Origin of the sequence: Hydrogeniiclostridium mannosilyticum, from assembly GCF_003268275.1 — a bacterium.
Taxonomy (GTDB): domain Bacteria; phylum Bacillota; class Clostridia; order Oscillospirales; family Acutalibacteraceae; genus Hydrogeniiclostridium; species Hydrogeniiclostridium mannosilyticum.
Genome location: NZ_QLYR01000008.1, coordinates 67,105 through 88,314, shown reverse-complemented (window position 1 = coordinate 88,314; position 21,210 = coordinate 67,105). Strand labels below are relative to the sequence as shown.

General features: G+C 49.7%; 18 protein-coding genes. 8 read left to right on the top strand and 10 right to left on the bottom strand.

Going from position 1 to position 21,210, the window contains the following annotated elements; all coding sequences use genetic code 11:
- The first annotated feature begins 162 nt into the window (after window positions 1-162).
- Both secD and secF read left to right on the top strand, forming a co-directional pair.
- The gene (gene secD, locus DPQ25_RS11115) at window positions 163-1,572 is read left to right on the top strand and encodes a protein translocase subunit SecD (protein WP_112333251.1); all 1,410 of its coding nucleotides are present in this window, start codon (window positions 163-165) and stop codon (window positions 1,570-1,572) included.
- Window positions 1,569-2,528: a protein translocase subunit SecF gene (gene secF, locus DPQ25_RS11110; RefSeq protein WP_112333250.1), complete on the top strand. Its 960-nt coding sequence runs from the start codon at window positions 1,569-1,571 to the stop codon at window positions 2,526-2,528. Before secD ends, secF begins: the two co-directional genes overlap by 4 nt.
- 164 nt (window positions 2,529-2,692) lie before the next feature.
- Here secF and DPQ25_RS11105 read toward each other — a convergent pair whose 3' ends face one another.
- Window positions 2,693-3,979, bottom strand: a complete 1,287-nt coding sequence (locus DPQ25_RS11105; protein ID WP_112333249.1) for a 2-hydroxyacyl-CoA dehydratase — start codon at window positions 3,977-3,979, stop codon at window positions 2,693-2,695.
- A 13-nt stretch (window positions 3,980-3,992) separates the two neighbouring features.
- Window positions 3,993-6,896, bottom strand: coding sequence for an acyl-CoA dehydratase activase-related protein (locus DPQ25_RS11100; RefSeq protein ID WP_112333248.1), 2,904 nt, complete (start codon window positions 6,894-6,896; stop codon window positions 3,993-3,995).
- Between the two features lie 376 nt (window positions 6,897-7,272).
- Between DPQ25_RS11100 and DPQ25_RS11095 the strand changes: the two genes are divergently transcribed.
- Complete coding sequence (locus tag DPQ25_RS11095; protein ID WP_112333247.1) at window positions 7,273-8,019, top strand: YebC/PmpR family DNA-binding transcriptional regulator; 747 nt, start codon at window positions 7,273-7,275, stop codon at window positions 8,017-8,019.
- Between the two features lie 38 nt (window positions 8,020-8,057).
- Window positions 8,058-9,755 carry a PASTA domain-containing protein gene (locus DPQ25_RS11090; RefSeq protein WP_112333246.1) on the top strand — a complete coding sequence of 566 codons (1,698 nt, stop codon included), beginning with the start codon at window positions 8,058-8,060 and terminating at the stop codon, window positions 9,753-9,755.
- 146 nt (window positions 9,756-9,901) lie between these two features.
- On the opposite strand, the gene DPQ25_RS11085 is transcribed toward DPQ25_RS11090, so the two are convergent.
- The 8 genes from DPQ25_RS11085 to DPQ25_RS11050 all read right to left on the bottom strand — a co-directional run bounded on the left by DPQ25_RS11085 (window position 9,902) and on the right by DPQ25_RS11050 (window position 16,647).
- The gene (locus tag DPQ25_RS11085) at window positions 9,902-10,996 is read right to left on the bottom strand and encodes a family 43 glycosylhydrolase (protein WP_112333245.1); all 1,095 of its coding nucleotides are present in this window, start codon (window positions 10,994-10,996) and stop codon (window positions 9,902-9,904) included.
- Between the two features lie 79 nt (window positions 10,997-11,075).
- Window positions 11,076-11,870: an amidohydrolase family protein gene (locus DPQ25_RS11080; protein ID WP_112333244.1), complete on the bottom strand. Its 795-nt coding sequence runs from the start codon at window positions 11,868-11,870 to the stop codon at window positions 11,076-11,078.
- Window positions 11,871-11,945: 75 nt separating this feature from the next.
- Window positions 11,946-12,209, bottom strand: a complete 264-nt coding sequence (rpsR, locus tag DPQ25_RS11075) for a 30S ribosomal protein S18 (protein WP_112333243.1) — start codon at window positions 12,207-12,209, stop codon at window positions 11,946-11,948.
- Window positions 12,210-12,243: 34 nt separating this feature from the next.
- Complete coding sequence (locus DPQ25_RS11070; RefSeq protein WP_112333242.1) at window positions 12,244-12,693, bottom strand: single-stranded DNA-binding protein; 450 nt, start codon at window positions 12,691-12,693, stop codon at window positions 12,244-12,246.
- A gap of 37 nt (window positions 12,694-12,730) precedes the next feature.
- Window positions 12,731-13,027: a 30S ribosomal protein S6 gene (rpsF, locus tag DPQ25_RS11065; protein WP_112333241.1), complete on the bottom strand. Its 297-nt coding sequence runs from the start codon at window positions 13,025-13,027 to the stop codon at window positions 12,731-12,733.
- A gap of 135 nt (window positions 13,028-13,162) precedes the next feature.
- Window positions 13,163-14,038 carry a UTP--glucose-1-phosphate uridylyltransferase gene (locus DPQ25_RS11060; RefSeq protein WP_177577015.1) on the bottom strand — a complete coding sequence of 292 codons (876 nt, stop codon included), beginning with the start codon at window positions 14,036-14,038 and terminating at the stop codon, window positions 13,163-13,165.
- Between the two features lie 54 nt (window positions 14,039-14,092).
- Complete coding sequence (locus DPQ25_RS11055) at window positions 14,093-15,175, bottom strand: RING finger protein (protein WP_112333239.1); 1,083 nt, start codon at window positions 15,173-15,175, stop codon at window positions 14,093-14,095.
- A gap of 137 nt (window positions 15,176-15,312) precedes the next feature.
- A complete protein-coding gene (locus tag DPQ25_RS11050; RefSeq protein ID WP_112333238.1) occupies window positions 15,313-16,647 on the bottom strand; it encodes an MATE family efflux transporter in 1,335 nt (444 codons plus the stop codon).
- Window positions 16,648-17,238: 591 nt separating this feature from the next.
- On the opposite strand from DPQ25_RS11050, the gene potA reads away from it, so the two are divergent.
- Genes potA through DPQ25_RS11025 form a run of 4 tightly spaced genes read left to right on the top strand, consistent with a single transcriptional unit; the run spans window position 17,239 to window position 21,207 of the window.
- The gene (gene potA, locus DPQ25_RS11040; RefSeq protein WP_112333236.1) at window positions 17,239-18,375 is read left to right on the top strand and encodes a spermidine/putrescine ABC transporter ATP-binding protein; all 1,137 of its coding nucleotides are present in this window, start codon (window positions 17,239-17,241) and stop codon (window positions 18,373-18,375) included.
- Window positions 18,376-18,410: 35 nt separating this feature from the next.
- Window positions 18,411-19,190, top strand: a complete 780-nt coding sequence (locus DPQ25_RS11035) for an ABC transporter permease (RefSeq protein WP_112333281.1) — start codon at window positions 18,411-18,413, stop codon at window positions 19,188-19,190.
- Window positions 19,187-20,005, top strand: coding sequence for an ABC transporter permease (locus DPQ25_RS11030; RefSeq protein ID WP_112333235.1), 819 nt, complete (start codon window positions 19,187-19,189; stop codon window positions 20,003-20,005). Before DPQ25_RS11035 ends, DPQ25_RS11030 begins: the two co-directional genes overlap by 4 nt.
- Window positions 20,002-21,207 carry an ABC transporter substrate-binding protein gene (locus DPQ25_RS11025; RefSeq protein WP_112333234.1) on the top strand — a complete coding sequence of 402 codons (1,206 nt, stop codon included), beginning with the start codon at window positions 20,002-20,004 and terminating at the stop codon, window positions 21,205-21,207. Before DPQ25_RS11030 ends, DPQ25_RS11025 begins: the two co-directional genes overlap by 4 nt.
- Window positions 21,208-21,210 lie beyond the last annotated feature (3 nt).

Genomic DNA, 21,210 nt, shown 5'->3' with positions numbered 1-21,210 from the left:
CGGCTGCCGCTGCATTTTAAGAATCAAAACAGGATATCAGAATGATGATAACAAACTAATTATTGGATTTTCATTGACTTTCTTGATGAATGACCATATAATTAGTTTGTTATTTCTACGTTAATTCGTGGAAAATATATCAAATGGAGGATGGAAATACGCATGAAGCGAGTAGGAAAACCTGTCTTTTTCATCGTTGCCCTCCTTATTATAGCTTTGTTCTGCACGTCAATTTTTGGTATTCATGGACAAAACGGAGATAATAAGGAAACCTACATAAAAGGTGCCAGTGACATTCGATGGGGTATTGACATTAACGGCGGCGTAGAGGCAACCTTTGTGCCTGATACGGAGGAGAAGCCCACGAGCGAGCAGCTCGATGCGGCGCGGTCGATTATTGAGCTTCGCATGATCAGTAATCACATTACAGACTATGAGCTGTACACCGATGCGACAACGGGCCGCATTATTGTCCGGTTCCCCTGGAAGAGCGGCGAAACGGAGTTCGACCCGGAAGCGGCTATTCAGGAGCTCTCGGCCACGGCGGAATTGACTTTCCGTGAGGGAAATGAATATGAGAGCGAGGATGTTGATGAGGACGGCAATGTGATTTATAAGACGCCGAAGGGGGATACTGCCAGCAATGTCATTTTAGAAGGCAGCGACATCAAATCGGCAAAAGCAGTCAGTTATCAGGACTCAACAACGGGACAGGTGGCCTATGAGGTGGCCCTTGAGCTGGAGGACAGCGGCAAGGAAAAGTTTGCCGAGGCTACAAAGAAACTGTTGAATAAGACAATTTCCATCTGGATGGATGATGTGATGATTTCCTACCCGACCGTACAGAAGGAAATTACCAACGGACAGTGTTCCATCACCGGCCAGTTTACAGCCTCCGAGGCTGCCGCACTGGCAGAGAAGATTAATGCGGGTGCCCTGCCGTTTAAGCTGACAAGCTCCAACTTTGGTACCATTAGCCCGCTGATGGGCGAGGCATCGCTGGAGGCAATGCTGATTGCGGGAGTTGTAGCTTTTGCACTGGTTTGCATTTTCATGATTCTGGTGTTCAGGCTGACCGGTTTTGTCGCGGTGATTTCCCTGTTGGGTCAGGTAGCTTTGTGCTTCGCGGCGGTTTCCGGTTATTTCCCGTTTGTCAACAGCTTTACGTTAACGCTGCCCGGTATTGCGGGTATTATCTTGTCTATTGGAATGGGCGTGGATGCCAACATTATTACGGCGACCCGGATTAAAGAAGAGCTGTGGGCGGGCAAAACATTGGACGGCGCAATTCAAAAGGGCGACGACAACAGCTTCTGGGCAATCTTTGACGGCAATGTAACGACGATCTTAGTTTCCCTGATCTTGATGGTTGTATTTGGACCCACTAATATCCTTTCTTTCTGGTTTGGCGCTGCAACAACGGGGTCGATTTATTCCTTCGGTTATACGCTGCTGATAGGAAATATTGGCAACTTCCTCTTTGGTGTCGGCACAACTCGTCTAATGACGAAATCGCTTTCCAGCTTCAAACCGCTGCGTAAAAAATGGTTGTTTGGAGGTGCTGCGGAATGAAGAATTTTCATGTTAAATTTTATGAGAACCGGAAGATTTACTTCACGATATCATTAGCAATTATTTTGGCCGGCGTTATTTTTAATGTTATTTTTGGAACAGCCCTGGACATTCAGTTTAAAGGCGGCGCAATGATTAATTACACCTATTCCGGTGAAATTGATCAGAGTGTTGTTGAAAGCAAGGTCGAAGAGGTTACGGGCCAGAATGTGGATGTGCGGATTTACGAAAATATGAATCAGGACGCAGAGGCCGCGAAAAACAGTGTTTCTATTTCTTTTACCGGCAGCCAGTCCATTTCGATTGACGTTCAGAAACAAATTGCCGAGGCTTTGACAAAGGAATATCCGGATGCTGGTTTTGCCGTGTCGCAGTCCAATTCTGTTGACCCGACCATGGGGCAATCCTTCTTTGCAAAATGCCTGGTGGCAATCGCCATTACCTTTGTGCTGCTGATTATCTATGTCGGCTTCCGTTTCCGCAAAATTGGGGGAACCTCGGCTGGTGTTATGGCCATTGTTGCGCTGCTGCATGATGTGTCGATTGTCTACTTTGTGTTCGTTATTTTCCAGATTCCGATTAACGACAGCTTTATCGCGGTTGTGCTGACCATCTTGGGTTATTCGCTGAATAACACAATTATCATATATGACCGTGTACGTGAAAATCGCAGGCTGCTGGGGCCCAAGGCCTCCTATTCCGAGCTGGTTAATACCAGTATTAATCAGACGTTGACCCGTTCCATTTATACTACGCTGTGTACGTTTGCCGCAATTACGTCAGTGTTTATTGTTGGCATGATTTTCAATATTTCAAGTGTTATGACTTTTGCGCTGCCGATGATGGTCGGCGTTGTCGCTGGCTGTTATTCTTCCGTCTGCCTGGCTGGGCCGCTTTATGTGATGTGGCAGAACCATAAGCAGAAGAAGCGTTTAGAAGCAGGCGCCAAAGCTTAAGAAACTGAACAATATCAATGTTTAAGAGCATCTGCTAAAATGCAGATGCTCTTTTGTTTATCGTATTCAGCTGACAAACCCTCGTTTAGCGGAGTAGGAACATAGAAAAACGCCGTGCAGCCGGCCGAAGACGCTGCATGGCGTTTGGAATTAGAGTGTTGTTATTATTTTTCAGCGTTTGTTTTCTTTGCAAGATTTTCTCTGGCGACCGCAAGCATGAGCTTAATACGGTTTTCCTGGTTTACCCGTGTGGCGCTGGGATCGTAGTCAATGGGTACAATATTGGCGCGCTCGTCCAGAGCCTTAATGCGGTGCACCATCCCCTTGCCGCAAATATGATTAGGCAGGCAGCCAAAGGGCTGGGCGCAGACAATATTCTCGTAGCCGGCTTCCGCCAGCTCCAGCATTTCGGCAGTCAAAAGCCAGCCCTCGCCCATTTTGTTGCCGTAGCCAATAACGCCCTTTACCAGCTTTTTGATGTGCTCATAATCGCCGGGGACCTCAAACTGAGGCTGTGTTTGAATAGCCTCGGTAATAATATCCTGCATATCGGTCAAATAGTCAAACAAGAGCTTGATAATCCGGTATTTGGCCTTACTACCGCCATAAAGCTTAATGTCCTCCAAACGGTTGTCGACCTTAAACAGAACGAAATTCATTAAACCAGGCACATTCACCTCACAGTCCTGATCGGCGAGAAATTCCTCAAGATGATTGTTGGCAAAGGCCGCATATTTTACATAAATCTCACCGACAATGCCAACGCGGACCTTCGGAACACGCTGAACCTTGATAGCGGCAAAGTCGCGCGCAATTGCAAACAGGTTTTCCTTTTCCTGCTTCAGGCCGATTCCTTGTCCCTGATTCAATTGCCTGGAGAGCTTGGCAGTCCAGGTTTTCAGCAGCTTCTCGCTCTCGCCGGCGTTTACCTCATAGGGCTTGACCTGGTTGTTTAGGCACATCAATACGTCGCCATAGGCAATAGCGGCCACCAGACGGCGGATAATGGAGAGATTAATGGAGAAGCCTGGGTTTTTCTCCAGCCCAGAAAGGTTCAGTGAAATGACGGGAATTTGATCCAGTCCGGCTTTGTGCAAGGCTTTACGCAGCAGGTGAATATAATTGCTTGCCCGGCAGCCGCCGCCGGTTTGAGTGATAATGAGGGCGGTGCGATTTAGGTCATATTTCCCGCTGTGCAGCGCATCGATAAACTGTCCGATTACGAGAAGCGCGGGGTAGCAGGTGTCGTTATGAACGTATTTCAGCCCCTCTTGCACGACCCCGGGCCCGTCGTTGGTGAGCAGCTCTACTTTGTAACCGCAATTGCGGAATACGTTGACAAACAGCTCAAAATGAACGGGGAGCATCATCGGGCACAGAATGGTGTATTCTTCCTTCATCTCCTTTGTAAACAGAAGACGTCCGTCTTTATCGTAAATAAGTTCTGCCATTATAAACCTCCTTTTACTGTTCCAATGCCGCAAATAAGCTTCTCAGACGAATTTTGATCGCACCGAGGTTGCTGATTTCATCAATCTTAATTTGCGTATATATTTTATCGTTCTTTTCCAGAATGGAGCGAACTTCGTCGGTGGTAATGGCATCTACACCGCACCCAAAGGAGACGAGCTGAACAAGGTTCATGTTGGGTTTGCCGCCAACATATTTTGCAGCGGCGTACAAGCGTGCATGGTAGGTCCATTGGTTCAGGACTGTGGTGGGAAAGTGTTCTACACGGCAGCTGACGACATCCTCTGAAATAACGGCGGCGCCCAGGCTGGTGATCAGCTTATCGATGCCGTGGTTGATTTCCGGGTCCAGATGATACGGGCGCCCGCTGAGGATAATAATCGGTTTCTTTTCAGACTCCGCCTGTTGGATCATCCGGTCGCCCTCCGCCCGGATTCGGGCCAGGTAGGCCTCATATTCACCATAAGCCGCTTTTGCCGCAGCCTTTACCTCTTTTTCATCAATATCCTGAAAATACTGGCTGAGAATTTCCGCCATCTTTTTGGGGAAGTCTTTCCGCCGGTGAATGCCGACATAATCATGGATAAAGGTCAGTTTCTGCAATACGGCCGTGTTGGCAGAAATAACCTCTGGGTAGTAGGCTACCACCGGACAATTGTAATGATTGTCACCCAGGCCCTCATCAAAATTATAGGACATGCAGGGGTAAAAAATCGTTTTAATATCATTTTCTACCAGGGAGAGTACATGGCCATGCATGAGTTTAGCCGGAAAACATACAGTATCACTGGGAATCGTCGCCTGTCCTTTAATGTACAGGTCCCGGTTGGAGAGTCCAGAGGTGACAACCTCAAAGCCCAGCTGGGTGAAAAATGTGTGCCAGAAGGGGAGCAGTTCATACATGTTCAGCCCCATGGGAATCCCGATTTTTCCGCGTTTTCCCGCCACAGGCTTATAGGAGAGCAGCTGATCCAGCTTGTAGGCGTACATGTTCAGCTCGCTGCCGCCGCCGGAGCGCTTGGTAACGGGCTTCTCACAGCGGTTGCCACCGATAAAACGCCGGTTGCCGCCGAATATGTTAATGGTCAGGCGGCAGTGGTTATTACATAAGCCACAGGAGGTTACCTTTACCTCGTGCTTAAAATCCTTCAGCTCATCCAAAGAAATCAGGCTGCTTTTCTCCTGGCCGTTGCTCTTGCTCTGGGCATACAGCGCAGCGCCATATGCGCCCATTAGGCCGGAAATATCCGGACGGACTACATGGACGCCCATCTCCTTTTCAAAAACACGTAAGACGGCATCGTTGAGGAAGGTGCCGCCCTGCACGACAATATTACGTCCAAGCTCCTCGGCAGAGGAGACACGGATGACTTTATAAATGGCGTTTTTGACGACGCTCACAGATAATCCTGCGGAAATGTCCTCTGTTGTAGCGCCGTCCTTCTGCGCCTGCTTGACAGAAGAATTCATAAAGACGGTGCAGCGGCTGCCCAGGTCGACAGGGCGTTTAGCAAAAAGGCCCATTTCGGCAAATTCGGCTATATCGTAGCCCAGCGTATTGGCAAAGGTTTGCAGGAAGGAGCCGCAGCCGGAGGAGCAAGCCTCATTGAGGAAAATATTGTCAATGGCGCCCCTGCGGATTTTAAAGCATTTCATATCCTGCCCGCCGATATCGATGACGAAATCCACGTCCGGCAGAAAATGCTTGGCGGCTGTAAAGTGCGCAACCGTTTCAACAATGCCGTAGTCCAGTTCAAAGGCGTTTCGCAGCAGCTCCTCGCCATACCCAGTTACAGCTGCGGCTGCAAAACGGAGTGCAGGATACTGATGAAAAAGCTCCAGCAAATACTCGCGGATAATGGGGACGGGATTACCGGAGTTTCCGCGGTAGACCGAGTCCAGGATTTCTCCGTTCTCGCCGATGACCACAGCCTTGACGGTAGTGGAGCCCGCATCAATGCCAAGATAGGCCCTGCCGGTATAGGCACTAATGTCTCCCCGGGGCGCCTTGTTGGCGGCGTGCCGCGCCTTAAATTCATTATATTCCGCCTCGTTTTCAAAGAGTGGGGGAATAAAAAGGAAGGCGGCCTGGTTGCCGTAGCTTGCAATGTTTTCAAGTGCCTTATCCAGATCGATATCCTCTATGCTGCTGTAGGCGGCGCCTAATGCCACGAAGTAAAGGGAGTTTTCCGGGCAGATGCCCGTTGTCTGCAAGGCGGTGTCGAACGCAAAGCGCAGCCGGGAAAGAAAGGTAAGCGGTCCGCCTAAATAGAGCACCTTACCAGAAATTTTTCGGCCCTGCGCCAGGCCGGCAATAGTCTGGTTGGCTACCGCCGCAAAGATGCTGGCGGAAATATCGCTTTTGCGGGCCCCCTGGTTGAGCAGGGGCTGGATGTCGGACTTGGCAAAAACGCCGCACCGCGACGCGATGGTATAAATTTTTTCATATTGCCCGGCCAGCTGGTTCATTTCGTCCGGCGTAATATTTAAAAGGGTCGCCATTTGATCTATAAAAGCGCCGGTGCCACCGGCACAGGAGCCGTTCATGCGGACCTCCGTGCCGCCTGTAAGGAACAAAATCTTCGCGTCCTCGCCACCGAGCTCAATGATGACGTCCGTGTCTGGAAGAAGCCGGCCGGTGGCAATGCGGGTGGCGTAAACCTCCTGCACAAAAGGGAGATGGCAGGTTTGAGCAATCCCCATACCGGCTGAACCGGACACGGTCAGCTGTGCAGAGGCGCCGCCTAAAATATCGTTTTTGATCTTGAGCAGAAGCTCGGTCATCTTCTGGGTGATTTGAGACATATGCCGTTCATAGGATTTGTAAACAATGTTTTCATTTTCGTCTAAAACAACGCATTTAATAGTTGTGGAGCCAATGTCCAGTCCAATCTTCATAATTCTGGGCTCACCATGCCTTTCTTAGGTTCAGTAAGAGGTTCTGTTCTTGTAGAAATCAAAAATTACTATTTGTTTATTATTAAAAAAACGAAATATCAATTAAAATTTCATAGGATAAAATACTTATCAATTAATTGTAATTCAAACCTTCCGGTAATGTCAATAACAAGGTTTGGAAATTAACAAATAGTTTTCCTTTGCGCGGAGCGTCTTTTCCCCGCTTTACCGGCAATACTTGTCATATGGAAGTTTTTATGATATAATTACCTTAAATAATCCCTTCTTGAAGCAAGTAGGGCTTTTTTTACGGCGCTACTTAAAGAAGACGAGGTATTTTGGCTATTTTATTCTATAGATTAACGGAGGATTTTTTATGTCAGGCCATTCGAAATGGAACAACATCAAGCGAAAAAAAGAGAAAACCGACGGCGCAAAGGCAAAGATTTTTACAAAAATCGGCCGTGAACTGGCTGTAGCGGTTAAAGAAGGCGGTGGCCCTGACCCTGCATCAAATTCCCGGTTAAAGGACTGTATAGCGAAGGCGAAGGCTGCCAATGTACCAAACGATAATATAGACCGCATTATCAAAAAGGCGGCCGGCGACGGCGACACGACCAAATATGAGGACATTACCTACGAGGGCTATGGCCCGAGCGGTGTTGCCGTTATTGTAGAAACACTTACGGATAACCGCAACCGTACGGCGGCCGATGTGCGCCATTATTTCGATAAATTTGGGGGGAACCTGGGAACCACCGGCTGTGTCTCTTTTCTGTTTGAGAAAAAAGGCGTTATCGTCATTGAAAAGGAAGGGCGCGACGAGGACCGGGTAATGGAGGACTGCCTGGAGGCGGGCGCTTCTGATTTTCAGGCGGATGAGGATGTTTTTGAGGTTTATACGGAGGCGGATGACTTCAGTGCCGTTCGGGAAGCGCTGGAGGACAAAGGCTATGAATTTGTTTCGGCTGAAATTGAAATGGTACCCAGTACCTACACGACCTTGGCGGATGAAGACACCGCCACCAAGATGCAGCGGCTGCTGGATGCACTGGAAGACAACGATGACGTGCAAAATGTATGGCACAATTGGGATAATCCGGATGCAGAAAGCGAAGAATAAGCTTGTTAGGCAATAACGGGCAAGGGAGAGGTGCTGCTATGTCGGATATTATCAATCATGAGGGTAAAACCTTGTGCATGAACTGTATGTCGGAGCTCGACGGCAAAGAGGCCTGCCCGAATTGCGGCTATCCGGCAAATGAGAGGCAAAGGGGCGACGCGCTGCCTTTTCATACTCGGCTGCAAGGGCGTTATATCATTGGCCGTGAGAAAAACCGTAACGGCGAGGGGATTACCTATATTGGTTACGACACGGTACTGAATATTTCTGTTGCTGTCCGCGAGTTTTATCCATCGACCCTGTGTGCCCGCACAGAGGATGGCGCTGTGGTTCGCATCATCGGGGGAAAAGAGGTTGCCTTTGATGAATGCATCGCTAACTTTTTGGAATATTCGAGAAAAGTGGCCCATTTGCGGGAGCTTTCGGCAATTGTACAGATCTATGATATTTTTGAAGAGAACCACACCGCGTATACTGTATCGGAATGGAGAGAAAGCATCAGCCTTCGTTTTTTTGTTGAGCGCAGGGGTGGAAAGCTGCTGTGGAACGACGCAAGGCCGCTGTTTATGCCGGTGCTGTCGGCCTTAAGTACCCTGCACGCGGCAGGAATCTGCCATTTGGGCATCTCGCCGGAAACCTTGGTGGTTACTCAGGACGGGAAAATGCGCCTGGAGGGCTTTTGCACCACTGCGGTTCGCCGTGACGAGATGGAGCTTCCCTTTGACGTGGTTCCGGGCTGTGCGGCAATTGAACAGTATGTAAAAGGCTATACGCCCAATGAGGCGACAGATGTTTATGGTTTTACGGCCTCGCTTTTCTTTGCGCTAACCGGCTTACTTCCGCAGGACGCCCTAAAAAGGCGAGCGGATTCAAGGCTGCTGATCCCAACCTCGATTATTCGTGATATTCCCCCGCACGTGGTTTCCGCATTGGCGAACGGGCTTCAGGTAGCGCCGGATAAGCGTACGCAAACCTTTGAGCGTTTACGTGAGGAGCTTTCGGCGGCGCCCAGTGTAACGTCCAGCATTGCCAACACAGAACTCAGGAATATGCCTTCGCCTTATCCGCTAAATGCCGAGCCGGAGCTGCCCGAGAAGAAAAAAGGAGTTCCGCGTTTTGTGTGGGCTGTAGGCTCGTGCCTGATTTGTCTAGCGGTCTTTACCTTGGCCGGTGTGATCTGGCTTTCAACGGGCGGAAGCTTTGGAGGAACGGAAAGTGAAAGTTCATCGGCGGTTTTATCTGAGCTTCCCTCTCAACTGGAATCGGAGGCCTCGGAGGTCTCCAGCACTGCGGAGGACACCATCCCCGCGCCTAATTTAGTTGGTAAAAATTATGATGAGCTGGCAGCCGAAACTACAAAAGATTATCAGGTTTTGGCTGCTTCGGCCAAGGAGTTTGACGACACTGTACCGGAGGGCTATATTATTTCTCAAACACCCGAAGCAGGAAATGATATGGCGAAGGGAACGGCGATTGTGGTTGTTGTCAGCAAAGGCCCGCGAAACCGCGAACTGCCGGATGTTGCTGGAAAGCCATTGGCCGAGGCCTCTACAGCTGTTGCAGATAGAGGCTTTATTCCAACGAAGATTGAGCAGTATAGCGATACGATACCGGCTGGCAGCGTAATCGGCTATAAGGATGCACAGGCGGGTACGCAGTTGCCCTATGGTTCTCAGGTGGTTCTAGTCGTCAGCAAGGGCCCAAATCCAGAAACGAATACGAGCACTCAGGGATAATATATTTGTTTTGAATAGGCAAAAGGCCTGTGCGGTTAAAACCGCACAGGCCTTTTATGATGTCCTTCTAATATCATGAATTAATTTTTAGCCACAGAGAATTTTCGTGCTTCTGGTCTTGCCGTGAAAGCAAGTACTTGAGGTTCTTACGCAAAGTCCTCGGTTCGCCATTCGTCCTCCCAGCTCAGGTAGGGGATGTCTCCGTCGAAACGGATGGGAAGCCACACATAATCGGCAATGGAGGTGTTGGGATGTGAGAGGCTTTCATCGTATGCTGTGAAGGGGACGGGACATTTTTGGCGAATTTCGGGGTCGGGGTTAAACATATATTCAAACAAGGTTTGAGTATGGCGGGACTGTGCGCCGGAGGCAAAGTCCTCGCTGCCCTCGGTTGGCAGATTAGGAATCCAGCGGTCGGCTAAAGCGATGTATAGGTCCTTCTTGCCGGGATGTTTAAATACAGACGTAATCTGTGAGTTGTAAGAGGTGCGTGAGGTGTCGAATGGATGCGGGTCGCCCAAAAGCGTCCACGGACCGTGGTAGGTATCCGCACAGGCAATCTCAGAGGGGTTCGGATGATAGCCAGTGGTCCCGGAGGTAAACAGGTAATGCTTGCCCCGGCGAAGAAAATGGGCGGGAGCCTCGCGGACAAAGGGAGGCTGTACGAGTGGAAAATGAGTGGAATAATAGCCGGTGACATTGGTGTAATCGTCGGTCAGATCCGCGCAGATCAATTCGCTGTGAACCCGTTCAAAGTAATAGTAGGCCTTTCCGTCCACAGGGTCGCACACAAGGTCGAAATCTCCTGCGCTCATACCCAAGGGGCGTAGGCCGCGGTGAACCATGGTATAAGGGCCCAGAATATCACTGGCGGTCAGCACGGTTTCGGTCTGAGTACCGTCCTTCTCCATGATTTTCAGCCAGCAAACATACTTTTTAGTGAAGCGGTTATACAGAATATGCGGGCGGTCCATACATTTGGACGGATGAATGGGGGAAGAGGGATCGTCGGGCTCGGGTGGAATGATAAGGCCCCGGTCCTCCCAGTTATAGAGGTCCTTGGATGTGTAGCAGCGAACCCCCCAGTGCCAAATGCCGTTGTCCGGCCGTGTCTTTTCCTTGTTTTCGCCGTACCAGTAGAAGGTGTCGCCAATAGCCATAATAGAGCCGCCGTGCGCCTGAATACGGTTTCCGTTGGTATCCAGCCAAACCTGCCCAGGGCGAATCGATGTGTACTGCATGGTTGTTAACTCCTCCAGTTTTAATAATCGGGATATGAAAGAAGTATAGCCTGATTGACAGCGCTTTGCAAGTATTTTGTCAGATTGGCAGGTGAAAAAGTTCGCAGGCATTGCGAAAGTAAATTTTTTCCTTTTCCGCACTGGAGAGGGAAGAGGCCTCAATATATTGGAGCTCATCGCAGGAACGGCTCCAGGGGCAGTCGCTGGCAAACAGAACATGATCGGCGCCATGCTTATGGACTAGGCGGACAAATTGTTCCGGTGGACAGAGACGGGCGGACATGGAGGTATCGAAGAAGAGATCACTCCCTGCCAGCGTTTCTTCGACCTCGTCGTAAAGGCGCATACCTCCCATATGAGCGGCGATTATTTTTAATTTTGGAAAAAGCTTGGCAACCCTTTTAATCGCCGCGGGCGATGCGTGGACACAATCGGGAGACAGCGGGTCCCAGCCTGCATGAAAGGTGACGGGAAGCTCCAGGGCGGCTATCGCGTCATAAATGGGAAATAAGCGTTTATCGTCAATAAAAAAATCCTGGTAATCCGGATGCATTTTAATACCGCGCAGCCCGGCGTTTTTGATATATTGAAGAGCCTCGGGCCAGTCCTCGGCATCCGGGTGGACGGAGCCAAAGCAAAGAAGCCGGCCGCCTTGAATGGAAGCGGCCCATGTATTAACGCTTTTTTGCTGGGATGGCTTGGTGGCAATGTGCATGGCAACGCCGATATTTACGCCCCATTCTCGCAGCTTTTGTTCTGTTTGGGCCAGAGTACCATCGGTGAAGGCGGGGCTTTTGCAGATGGAGGCCAGGTGCGGAATTGCTCTTTGGGCAATTGGATCCGGAAATAGGTGAATATGTGCATCGATAATCATCGGTAATCTCCTTAAAAGTTCAAAAAGAGACAAGCAATGTTGCTTGTCTCTTTTATCTAAATCCGTTATAGTGCCTCAGTCGCTGCTGAAGGGAAGCAGTGCAAGATGACGGGCGCGCTTAATGGCGACGGTCAGCTCGCGCTGATGGCGGGCACAGGTGCCGGTTACACGGCGGGGCAGAATCTTCGCGCGCTCAGAAATAAAGCGGCGGAGCTTTGCAACATCCTTGTAATCGATGGATTCTACTTTATCTACGCAGAAGGCGCAAACCTTTTTGCGGCCCTTGCGCCCGCCGGGACGGCGGTCAGACCTCTCGGGTCTATCGTTGCGTTCAGCCATGCTAAAACCTCCTTATTGTGATCTTCTGAAACTGTTAGAACGGAAGGTCGTCATCCGAGGGAATCTCCTCAAAATCGCCAACACTTCCATTGGAATAGGCCGGCGCGGCTGGTTCCATGGAATCAGGGCGCGAATGATACGTGCTCCCGGAAGCGGCGCTGTCACGCTTAGGCTCCGCAAAATGGACGCTGTCAGCGACAACCTCAACCGCCTTGCGCTTGTTGTTGTCCTTGTCAACATAGGTTCTGGTTTGAATGGAGCCCTGAATAGCAATCAGCTGGCCTTTACGGAAATACTTACAAACAAACTCAGCAGTGCTGCGCCAAGCGACTACGTCGATAAAATCGGCCTGACGGTCCGTCCCGGATTTAACATATGAACGGTCGACAGCAACGGTAAAGCTTGTCACAGAAATATCGTTTGATGTATGCCGCAGTTCGGGGTCGGCTACCAAGCGGCCCATGAGAATAGCAGCGTTGAGCATGAAATCACTCTCTTTCAGCTTTTCAGGCTTTCAATCCTTATACATCCTTGCGAATGATTAAAGAACGAAGCACTCCGTCTGTAATTTTGTAAACACGGTCCAGCTCTGCGGTAAAGGACGGAACGCTGGTGAAATTGATCAGCGTGTAATAGCCCTCGCTCTCCTTGTTGATTTCATAGGCGAGCTTGCGCTTTCCCCACTCGTCAACGCTGTCTACGGTACCGTTTGCCGCAACCAAATCGGTAAACTTTTTCACCAGGGCGGCGGTTTCCTCCTCACCCAGCTTTGTGGAGAGGATAAAAACAGTTTCATAGGAATGTTTTACTTCTGGCATTGTGACACCTCCTTTTGGACTTTGGCCCCGGCATAAACCGGAGCAAGGATAAAAACTGCATTCCCACACAGTTTAACAGAAAAATTATACCAGACCATCCTGCTAAAGTCAAGGCTAATCTTCTGCAAAACATGCTTACAGAGTTTTGGCAAGCTCCTTCAGATAAGTCCGGAATGCGCCGCCAATTTCAGGATGCTCAAGCGCGACCTCACAGTTTGCCTGCATAATGCCGAGCTTATTACCCATATCATAACGGCGCCCGTCAAAGTCCACGGCAACCATGCCTTTGCTGCGTGCGAGCGTACACATGGCATCAGTGAGCTGGATTTCCCCGCCGGCCCCGGGTGCGGTTTGATCGAGAATGTCGAAGATCTCCGGCGGCAGCACGCAGCGGCCTAAAATGGAAAACAGCGACATGACCTGCCCCTCACTGGGCTTTTCGATCATGTCCGTACATTTATAATAACAGCCGCGAATATTTTCAACCTTCAGGGAGCTGTATTTGTGAATAGCCGCAGGGCTGACCTCCTTCACACCGAGTACCCCGAGCCCAAATTCCTCATAAGCACGGATTAATTGCCCGCACACCGGATTTTTCCCCAAAATGACATCGTCGCCGTAGAGTACGGCAAAGGGTTCGTTGGCAATAAAGGAGCGGGCGCAATTGACGGCATGGCCCAGGCCGCGAGTCTCCTTCTGGCGTACAAAATAGATATTGGCCCGGTGGGCGATGTCGATTACATCCTTTAAAATCGCTTCCTTTTCGGGGCCGCCGTTTTCTAAGCGGGCCTCCAGCTCGGGGACACGGTCAAAATGGTCCTCTATCAAGCCTTTGCCACGGTTAGTAATGATGAGTATGTCGGTGATGCCGGATTGTACGGCCTCTTCGACAATGTACTGAATGGCGGGTTTATCGACAATCGGCAGCATCTCTTTCGGCATGGATTTTGTAGCGGGCAAAACACGCGTACCCAGGCCGGCTGCGGGAATAACTGCTTTTGTAACTTTCATGATCTCGAAACTCCTTTGCTTTTATCAATCTTAATAAACAGACTCTGAACACCGTTAAATCATTAGCTGGGGAATACACATTAAAATCACATAGCAAACCAACATGCAAACGGCAAGCGCGGTATTGACGCCGCCCTGTTGTTGCAGCTGCAGGGCCTGTTCGTCGGGGACGCCGGTGGATTCGCGTATGCGCAGGACTTTCTGGACACAGTGCTTACAATACATTTTGTTGCCGGTAAACCCAATAATAAACATAATGATGAGGCGCCCCAAGCTGCAGAGGAAGGGGATGATTAAAATCAGCATGTCTGTCCAGGGGAGAGAATAAAGACCCTGCATAGCCTGCATATATTGCTCCATAGTGACGGCAGTACCTGGGGATGCGCCCGCCTGAATCAGCATGTTGGTTATGATGGGCTGCGACAGGCCGGTAAAATAAATCTCCAGAATAAATAGCAAGAGCATGGAAGCGGTCACGATCGCTCCTGTCTTATATTGTTTCCGATATAGCATCCAGCCGCCGCTGCACAGAAAGGCGCAAAAATTGAAACGGTTCCGGCGGTACCGGCGCAGATTAAAAAAGGTAGGCAGGTAATAGGCGGTGTTTGTCTGTACTAATTTAGCAATATCGTTTACCGGCGCACCGTCGATTTGATCGTTGGGATTAACGCCGCCCATAGGGTCTAAAAAGAAAGGGGCGGCGCCAAATGGGCTCTGAAAGGGACCCTGAGGAGACGCCGGGCCGTTCTGAGGCCCTCCGGTTGGGGCTTGCGGAGGAACGCCCTGGAATGGGGGAAACCCGCCTGAGGCGGTGTAGGCTGGCGGCGCAGCTTGGCCACCGGAGAGCGGGAGACCGCAGTGGTCGCAGAAAAGCGCTTGGCTGGAATTGGACTTTCCACAGCGTGGACAGCGCTTTTCATCCTTGCTCTGTGCTTCCGCGTTTTCTTGTGCGGCTTCTTTTTTAGGCGGCTGCCATGCCTCAGCAGTGCCGTGCTTATCTGCAAAAGCGCATTTGCCTTCACGCAAATAGCAGGCGCGGTGATAGGGTGCGCCGCATTCAGGGCATACGACAATGTCGTCCTGGGCGGTAAACTTTTCTCCACATATGGGGCATTCGAGCCCGGTATAATCAATCATAAAGAGTGGCCTCCTAGATAATATGGGCAGAATAAGTGGTATTCATAAAATATATTGTATATTTTTTTGTGAAAAACTGCAACGTTTTATTAAAATAGTTTTCGATTCATTTTTTATTCATTCATAAATTACGCGGTTTACAGTTTTTTCAGCTGCCATTTTCCCCCGGCGAATCGCCAAATGAAACAGACGGCACGGAATATCCAGTCCAGAACCATGGCAACCCAAACACCCACTGCGCCCCAGCCTAGATTTTGACCGAGGAGGATGCTGAAGATAATGCGGAACAGGCACATGGAGAAAATAGAGATGACCATGGGAAAATGGACGTCGTTCGCAGCCCGCAGGGCGTTGGGCAGGGTAAAGGCGGCGGGCCACAGCAGAATGGCGCAGCCGTCATGAATAAAGACAAGGGTAGTGGCAAGGCTGAGCGTCTCCGGTGAAAGGTTGTAAAAGAAAAGGATGAGGGGGAGGGCCAGCAAGATAGCGCCGTTTAAAAGTGCGGTGATGAGGTAGGTCGTTTTCATTAGGCGTTTGGCGTAGTGCTTGGCCTGTTCGTAGTCACGTGCACCGACACACTGCCCGACAACGGTAATCATCGCCAGGCTCATGGCCTGCCCGGGGATACAGCCAAGCGCGTCCAGATTATTGGCTACAGCGTTCGCGGCAATTTGAACCGTGCCGAAAGTAGCAATGATGCTGACAACGAGGATTCGGCCCAGCTGAAACATGCTGTTTTCGAGGGCATTTGGAATGCCGATATGTAAAATCCGTTTGATTATCGCCCATTTGGGCAGCAAACAGGAGCGGTAGGTCAAATAGACCTCATGCTTGCGGCGGTGCAGCAGGACAAGCAGCATCAATGCGCCGAGAACACGGGAGATCAGCGAGGGCAGAGCGACGCCGGCGACCCCCATGTGAAATATAAAGACTAAAATAGCATTTCCAGCAATATTGACGGCATTCATAATCAGCGAGGTTACCATGGAAATTTTGGAATTTCCCATGGATCGGAACAGTGCTGCGCAGGAATTGTAAAGGGCAATAAAAGGGTAGGAAAACGAGGATATGGCAAAGTAGGTCAGCGCGTTCTGCATGACATCATCCGCAATGGAACCGAAGATCAGGCGAAGCAGAGCGGAACGCAGGAAATAGGTAAAAATCATGACGGCGGCCGAAATCACCAGAGAGGAAAGTATAAGCTGGTTTGCAGAGCTGCGCGCTTTTTCAGGGGCATGGGCGCCGAGGTATTGAGAGGTGATGACTGCGCCGCCGGTTGCGAGCGCTGCAAAGATATTAATGAGTAGGACATTGATCATATCGACCAGGGACACCCCGGAAACGGCGGCTTCACCTACCGACGAAACCATGATGGTGTCCGCCATGCCGACGGTCACTGCCAAAATCTGCTCAATAATCAGGGGGAAAATCAGCCTTTTAAGGCTTTTTTTGCTAAATAATTCAGTTGCCATCTGCACATTCGCCAACCTTTACCGCTTATTTATGCGCATTCGCCTGGTTTGATATTTTACCACGTTTGCAGTGAAATTACAAAATTTTTGCCGGATGGGGGATACGGTGCTGAAGAAGCCCGCGGCATAAAAATAGTAGTGGAGAAATATAGAAAGAGAAAATAAAAGGATTCAAGAGAAAAACAGAGGAAATCACTTTAATTTTACATGTATTTTAGATTAAAGTGGAAATTTGCAGAAAAATAAAAAATTATCTTGACAATTAAGGCTTTTTTCTCTATATTTATATCGTTGCGTTTGCATCCGTAAAATAACTGGCCATCTGATACTGCCGCGACCACTTCGTTTTTTATTTCTTTGCGGGGGCAGAACTCTGAAACCATATGGCTGGGGCTTGCGTCTTGGATTTGCCGATGCGCGCTTTATGCGGCGGAGGCTGTCCGAGAAAAAGCATTTTTTCGTTGCCATTGCGAAAATAGGGCCGCTGCCGGCCTGAAAGTGATTTTTCGAGGGTTTGCCGTAAACCTGTTTTGCGGCGGGCCCAAGCGCCGGGCTTAACGTAACGATATTACCGCAAAGGGGATGCAGATTATGGAAAACTCACCAATTATTTCGCTCAAAAACATCTCAATGTCGTTTGACGGGGAGAATGTGCTTCAGGATTTAAACCTGAACATACGAGACGGGGAATTTGTTACCCTGCTCGGGCCCTCTGGCTGCGGCAAAACGACGACGCTGCGCATCATAGGGGGCTTTATCAAACCGGATGCCGGCGACGTCTTTTTTTCCGGAAAGCGGATCAACGACCTGCCGCCGCATAAGCGTGCTGTCAACACCATTTTCCAGAAATATGCCCTGTTTCCGCACCTGAATGTGTATGATAACGTGGCGTTTGGGATGCGGGTCCACGGTAAAAAGGAGAGCGAAGTAAAAAAGACCGTCAAGGAGATGCTGGAGCTTGTCAACCTCTCGGGCTTTTCCCACAGGGGGATCCACCAGCTTTCCGGCGGGCAGCAGCAACGCGTGGCAATTGCGCGCGCGCTCGCCAACGACCCTAAAATCCTGCTGCTGGACGAACCGCTCGGCGCGCTGGACCTGAAGCTGCGCAAGGACATGCAGGTGGAGCTGAAAAAGATCCAGCAGGCCACGGGTATTACATTTATCTTTGTCACGCATGACCAGGAGGAAGCGCTGTCTATGAGCGACACCGTGGTGGTTATGGACAAGGGGATTATTCAGCAGATTGGTACGCCGCAGGATATTTATAATGAGCCGAAAAACGCCTTTGTCGCGGATTTTATCGGTGAAAGTAATATTCTGGACGGCATTATGCATGAGGACTTCCTGTGTGAATTTGCAGGCAAAAAGTTTAAGTGCTTGGATAAGGGGTTTGCCAAAGATGAGCCGGTCGATGTGGTCATTCGTCCGGAGGACATCGACATGGTGGAGCCGGAGTCAACGATGCTCACGGGCGAGGTAACGAGCGTGACATTTAAAGGGGTCCATTTTGAGTTCATTGTGGATGTACAGGGCTTTAAATGGATGATCCAGTCGACGGATTACCAGGAGGCTGGCAAGCGTATTGGCTTGCAGCTGACGCCGGACGACATCCATATTATGAAAAAGTCTGAATATTCGGGGACTTTTGGCGATTACAGCACATTCAGCGACGAAATGGATGAATATATGCCTCAGAATGACAATGGCGAGGAGGCGGAAGTAGATTGAAGTCGAAAGCTGCAGCGGCGCCTTATCTGGTGTGGATGGCGATTTTTATCATCGTTCCAATGTTCCTGGTTATATTTTTTGCTTTTACGGATAAATCCGGGTCCTTTAGCCTGGAAAATATTATGCAGGTGGGGCAGTATTCCAACGTATTCCTGCGCTCGATCTGGCTGGGCGCAATTGCGACGTTTGTTTGCTTGCTCATTGGTTACCCCTTGGCCTATATTATTGCGCATTGCAAGGCGCGGCGGCAGAATGTAATGATTATGCTGGTTATGCTGCCGATGTGGATGAATTTTCTGCTGCGCACCTATGCATGGATGACCCTGCTGGAGGATAACGGCCTAATAAATAATTTTTTGGCGGCAATCGGCCTGGGGCGCCTACCGCTTATCAATACGCCGGGAGCAGTGGTTCTCGGCATGGTTTACAACTATGTTCCTTATATGATTTTGCCCATCTATTCCGTATTGACCAAAATCGATAATTCGGTCATTGAGGCGGCGCAGGACTTGGGGGCCGATGGAAAACGCGTTTTTCTAAAGGTGGTTTTCCCCATCAGCATGCCGGGGGTAATTTCCGGCATTACCATGGTGTTTGTGCCCGCAGTCAGCACCTTTATTATCTCTAAAATGCTTGGGGGCGGAGCCAATCTGCTGATTGGAGACCTGATTGATATGCAGTTCCTCGGCAGCGCTTACAACCCCAATCTGGGCTCGGCCATTTCATTGGTGCTGATGGTGCTGATTCTGATTTGTATGGGTATTATGAATCAGTTTGATGACGGCGAGAAGGCAACGGGAGGGATTATGATATGAAAAAATTACTCTCAAGAATTTACGTTGCTTTGATTTTTATTTTTTTATATGCTCCGATTGTGGTTCTGATTGTTTTTTCCTTCAATGATTCTGCCACAAAGAGCAGGACAGTTTGGTCCGGCTTTACCTTTAAATGGTATGTCCAGATGTTTGAGGACCGTATGCTGCTGGATGCCCTGAAAAACACCCTGATTATTGCCCTGGTGGCGGCAATATTTGCCACGGTGCTGGGAACAGCGGCAGCCATTGGCATCAGCAATATGAAAAAATGGCGGAAGCGCCTGGTTATGAACGTGACGAATTTCCCAATGGTTAACCCGGAAATTGTCACAGGTGTTTCTCTTATGCTGCTGTTTGTGTTCGTTGCCAACGCGTTTGACTGGGAGCTGGGAATGCTGTCCATCATTCTCGCACATATTACCTTCTGCCTACCATACGTGATCCTTTCGGTGCTGCCGAAGCTGCGCCAGATGGACGCTAATCTGTATGAGGCGGCGCAGGATTTGGGGTGCCCGCCGGCCAAGGCTTTTGTCAAGGTCGTGCTGCCAGAGATTATGCCCGGGATTATTACCGGCATGATAATGGCCTTTACTCTTTCGATTGATGATTTTATCATCAGCTATTTTACCAGCGGCACTACCCAGACACTGCCGATTTTTATCTATTCCATGACTCGTAAACGAATCAGTCCTGAAATCAACGCACTCTCCACACTTCTGTTTGTCATCATTCTCCTTCTGTTGCTGGTAGTTAATATCCGGCAATCCAGGGAGAAAAAACTGGAAAGAAAGCTGCAAAGGGAGGGTGAAGCATGAGGCGGCGTATAACAGCCCTTTGCGGCGTTCTGATTTTGGCCCTGGGTGTGTGGGCAGCCTTTCCTAAAACCCTTCTTGCAGAAACCGAGGAGGCGGCCCCGCTCACCGGCGTGACGATCAACGTCTATAATTGGGGGGAGTATATCTCCGACGGAACGGACGGAACCATAGACATCAACGCGGAATTTACCCGGCGCACGGGTATACAGGTGAATTATACGACTTACCCGGACAACGAGTCGCTTTATTCCAAGCTGGCAAGCGGCGGCGCCAGCTATGATGTGATTATTCCCTCGGATTATATGATTTCAAAGATGATTGACGAGGGGATGCTGGAAAAACTAGATTTCAACAATATTCCCAACTTCCAATATATAGACGAGGCGTACCGCAACCCGCTTTATGACCCTGAAAATGAGTATTCGGTCCCCTACACCTGGGGAGTTGTGGGCATCTTCTACAACAAAAATTATGTCTCTGAGGAGGAGACAAAGAGCTGGGATGTGCTGTGGAACGAAAAATATGCGGGTAAAATCCTCATGTTTGACAATCCGAGAGATACATTCGGCATTGCACAAAAGCTGCTCGGCTTTTCGTTTAATTCCACGGATGCGGATGAATGGATTCAAGCAGCAGACCTACTAAAGCAGCAAAAGCCTTTGGTACAGGCTTATGTTATGGACCAGATTTTCAGCAAGATGGAAAACGGCGAGGCCTGGCTAGGGCCTTATTATGCAGGAGACGCGGCGATTTTGGTGGAAGATAACGAGGATATCGGTTTTACCATCCCCACTGAGCAGGGCACCAACTTCTTTGTCGATGCCATGTGTATTCCTAAGGGCAGCCAGCATAAGGCTGAGGCAGAAGCGTATATTAATTTTTTATGCGACCCGGAAATTGCTGCCGCCAACATGGAATATATTGGCTACTCCACACCGGAAAGCGCCGCAAAAGAGCTGCTGCCGGAGGAGATGGTGGAAAGCCCGATTTTTTACCCCCCACAGGAGGTTCTGGATCGTTCGGAGGTTTTTGTCAATTTACCCACCGAAACAAGCCTTCAGCTTGACACATTGTGGGCTGAGGTAAAGATGGGTGGCCCCGGTGAGACCATGACACTGGTGGCGGTTCTGGCCGGATTCCTGGCGCTGTATATCGGCATCGTTATTTATAAAAAGGCAAAGCTAAGAAACGAGCTCAAATAGCGC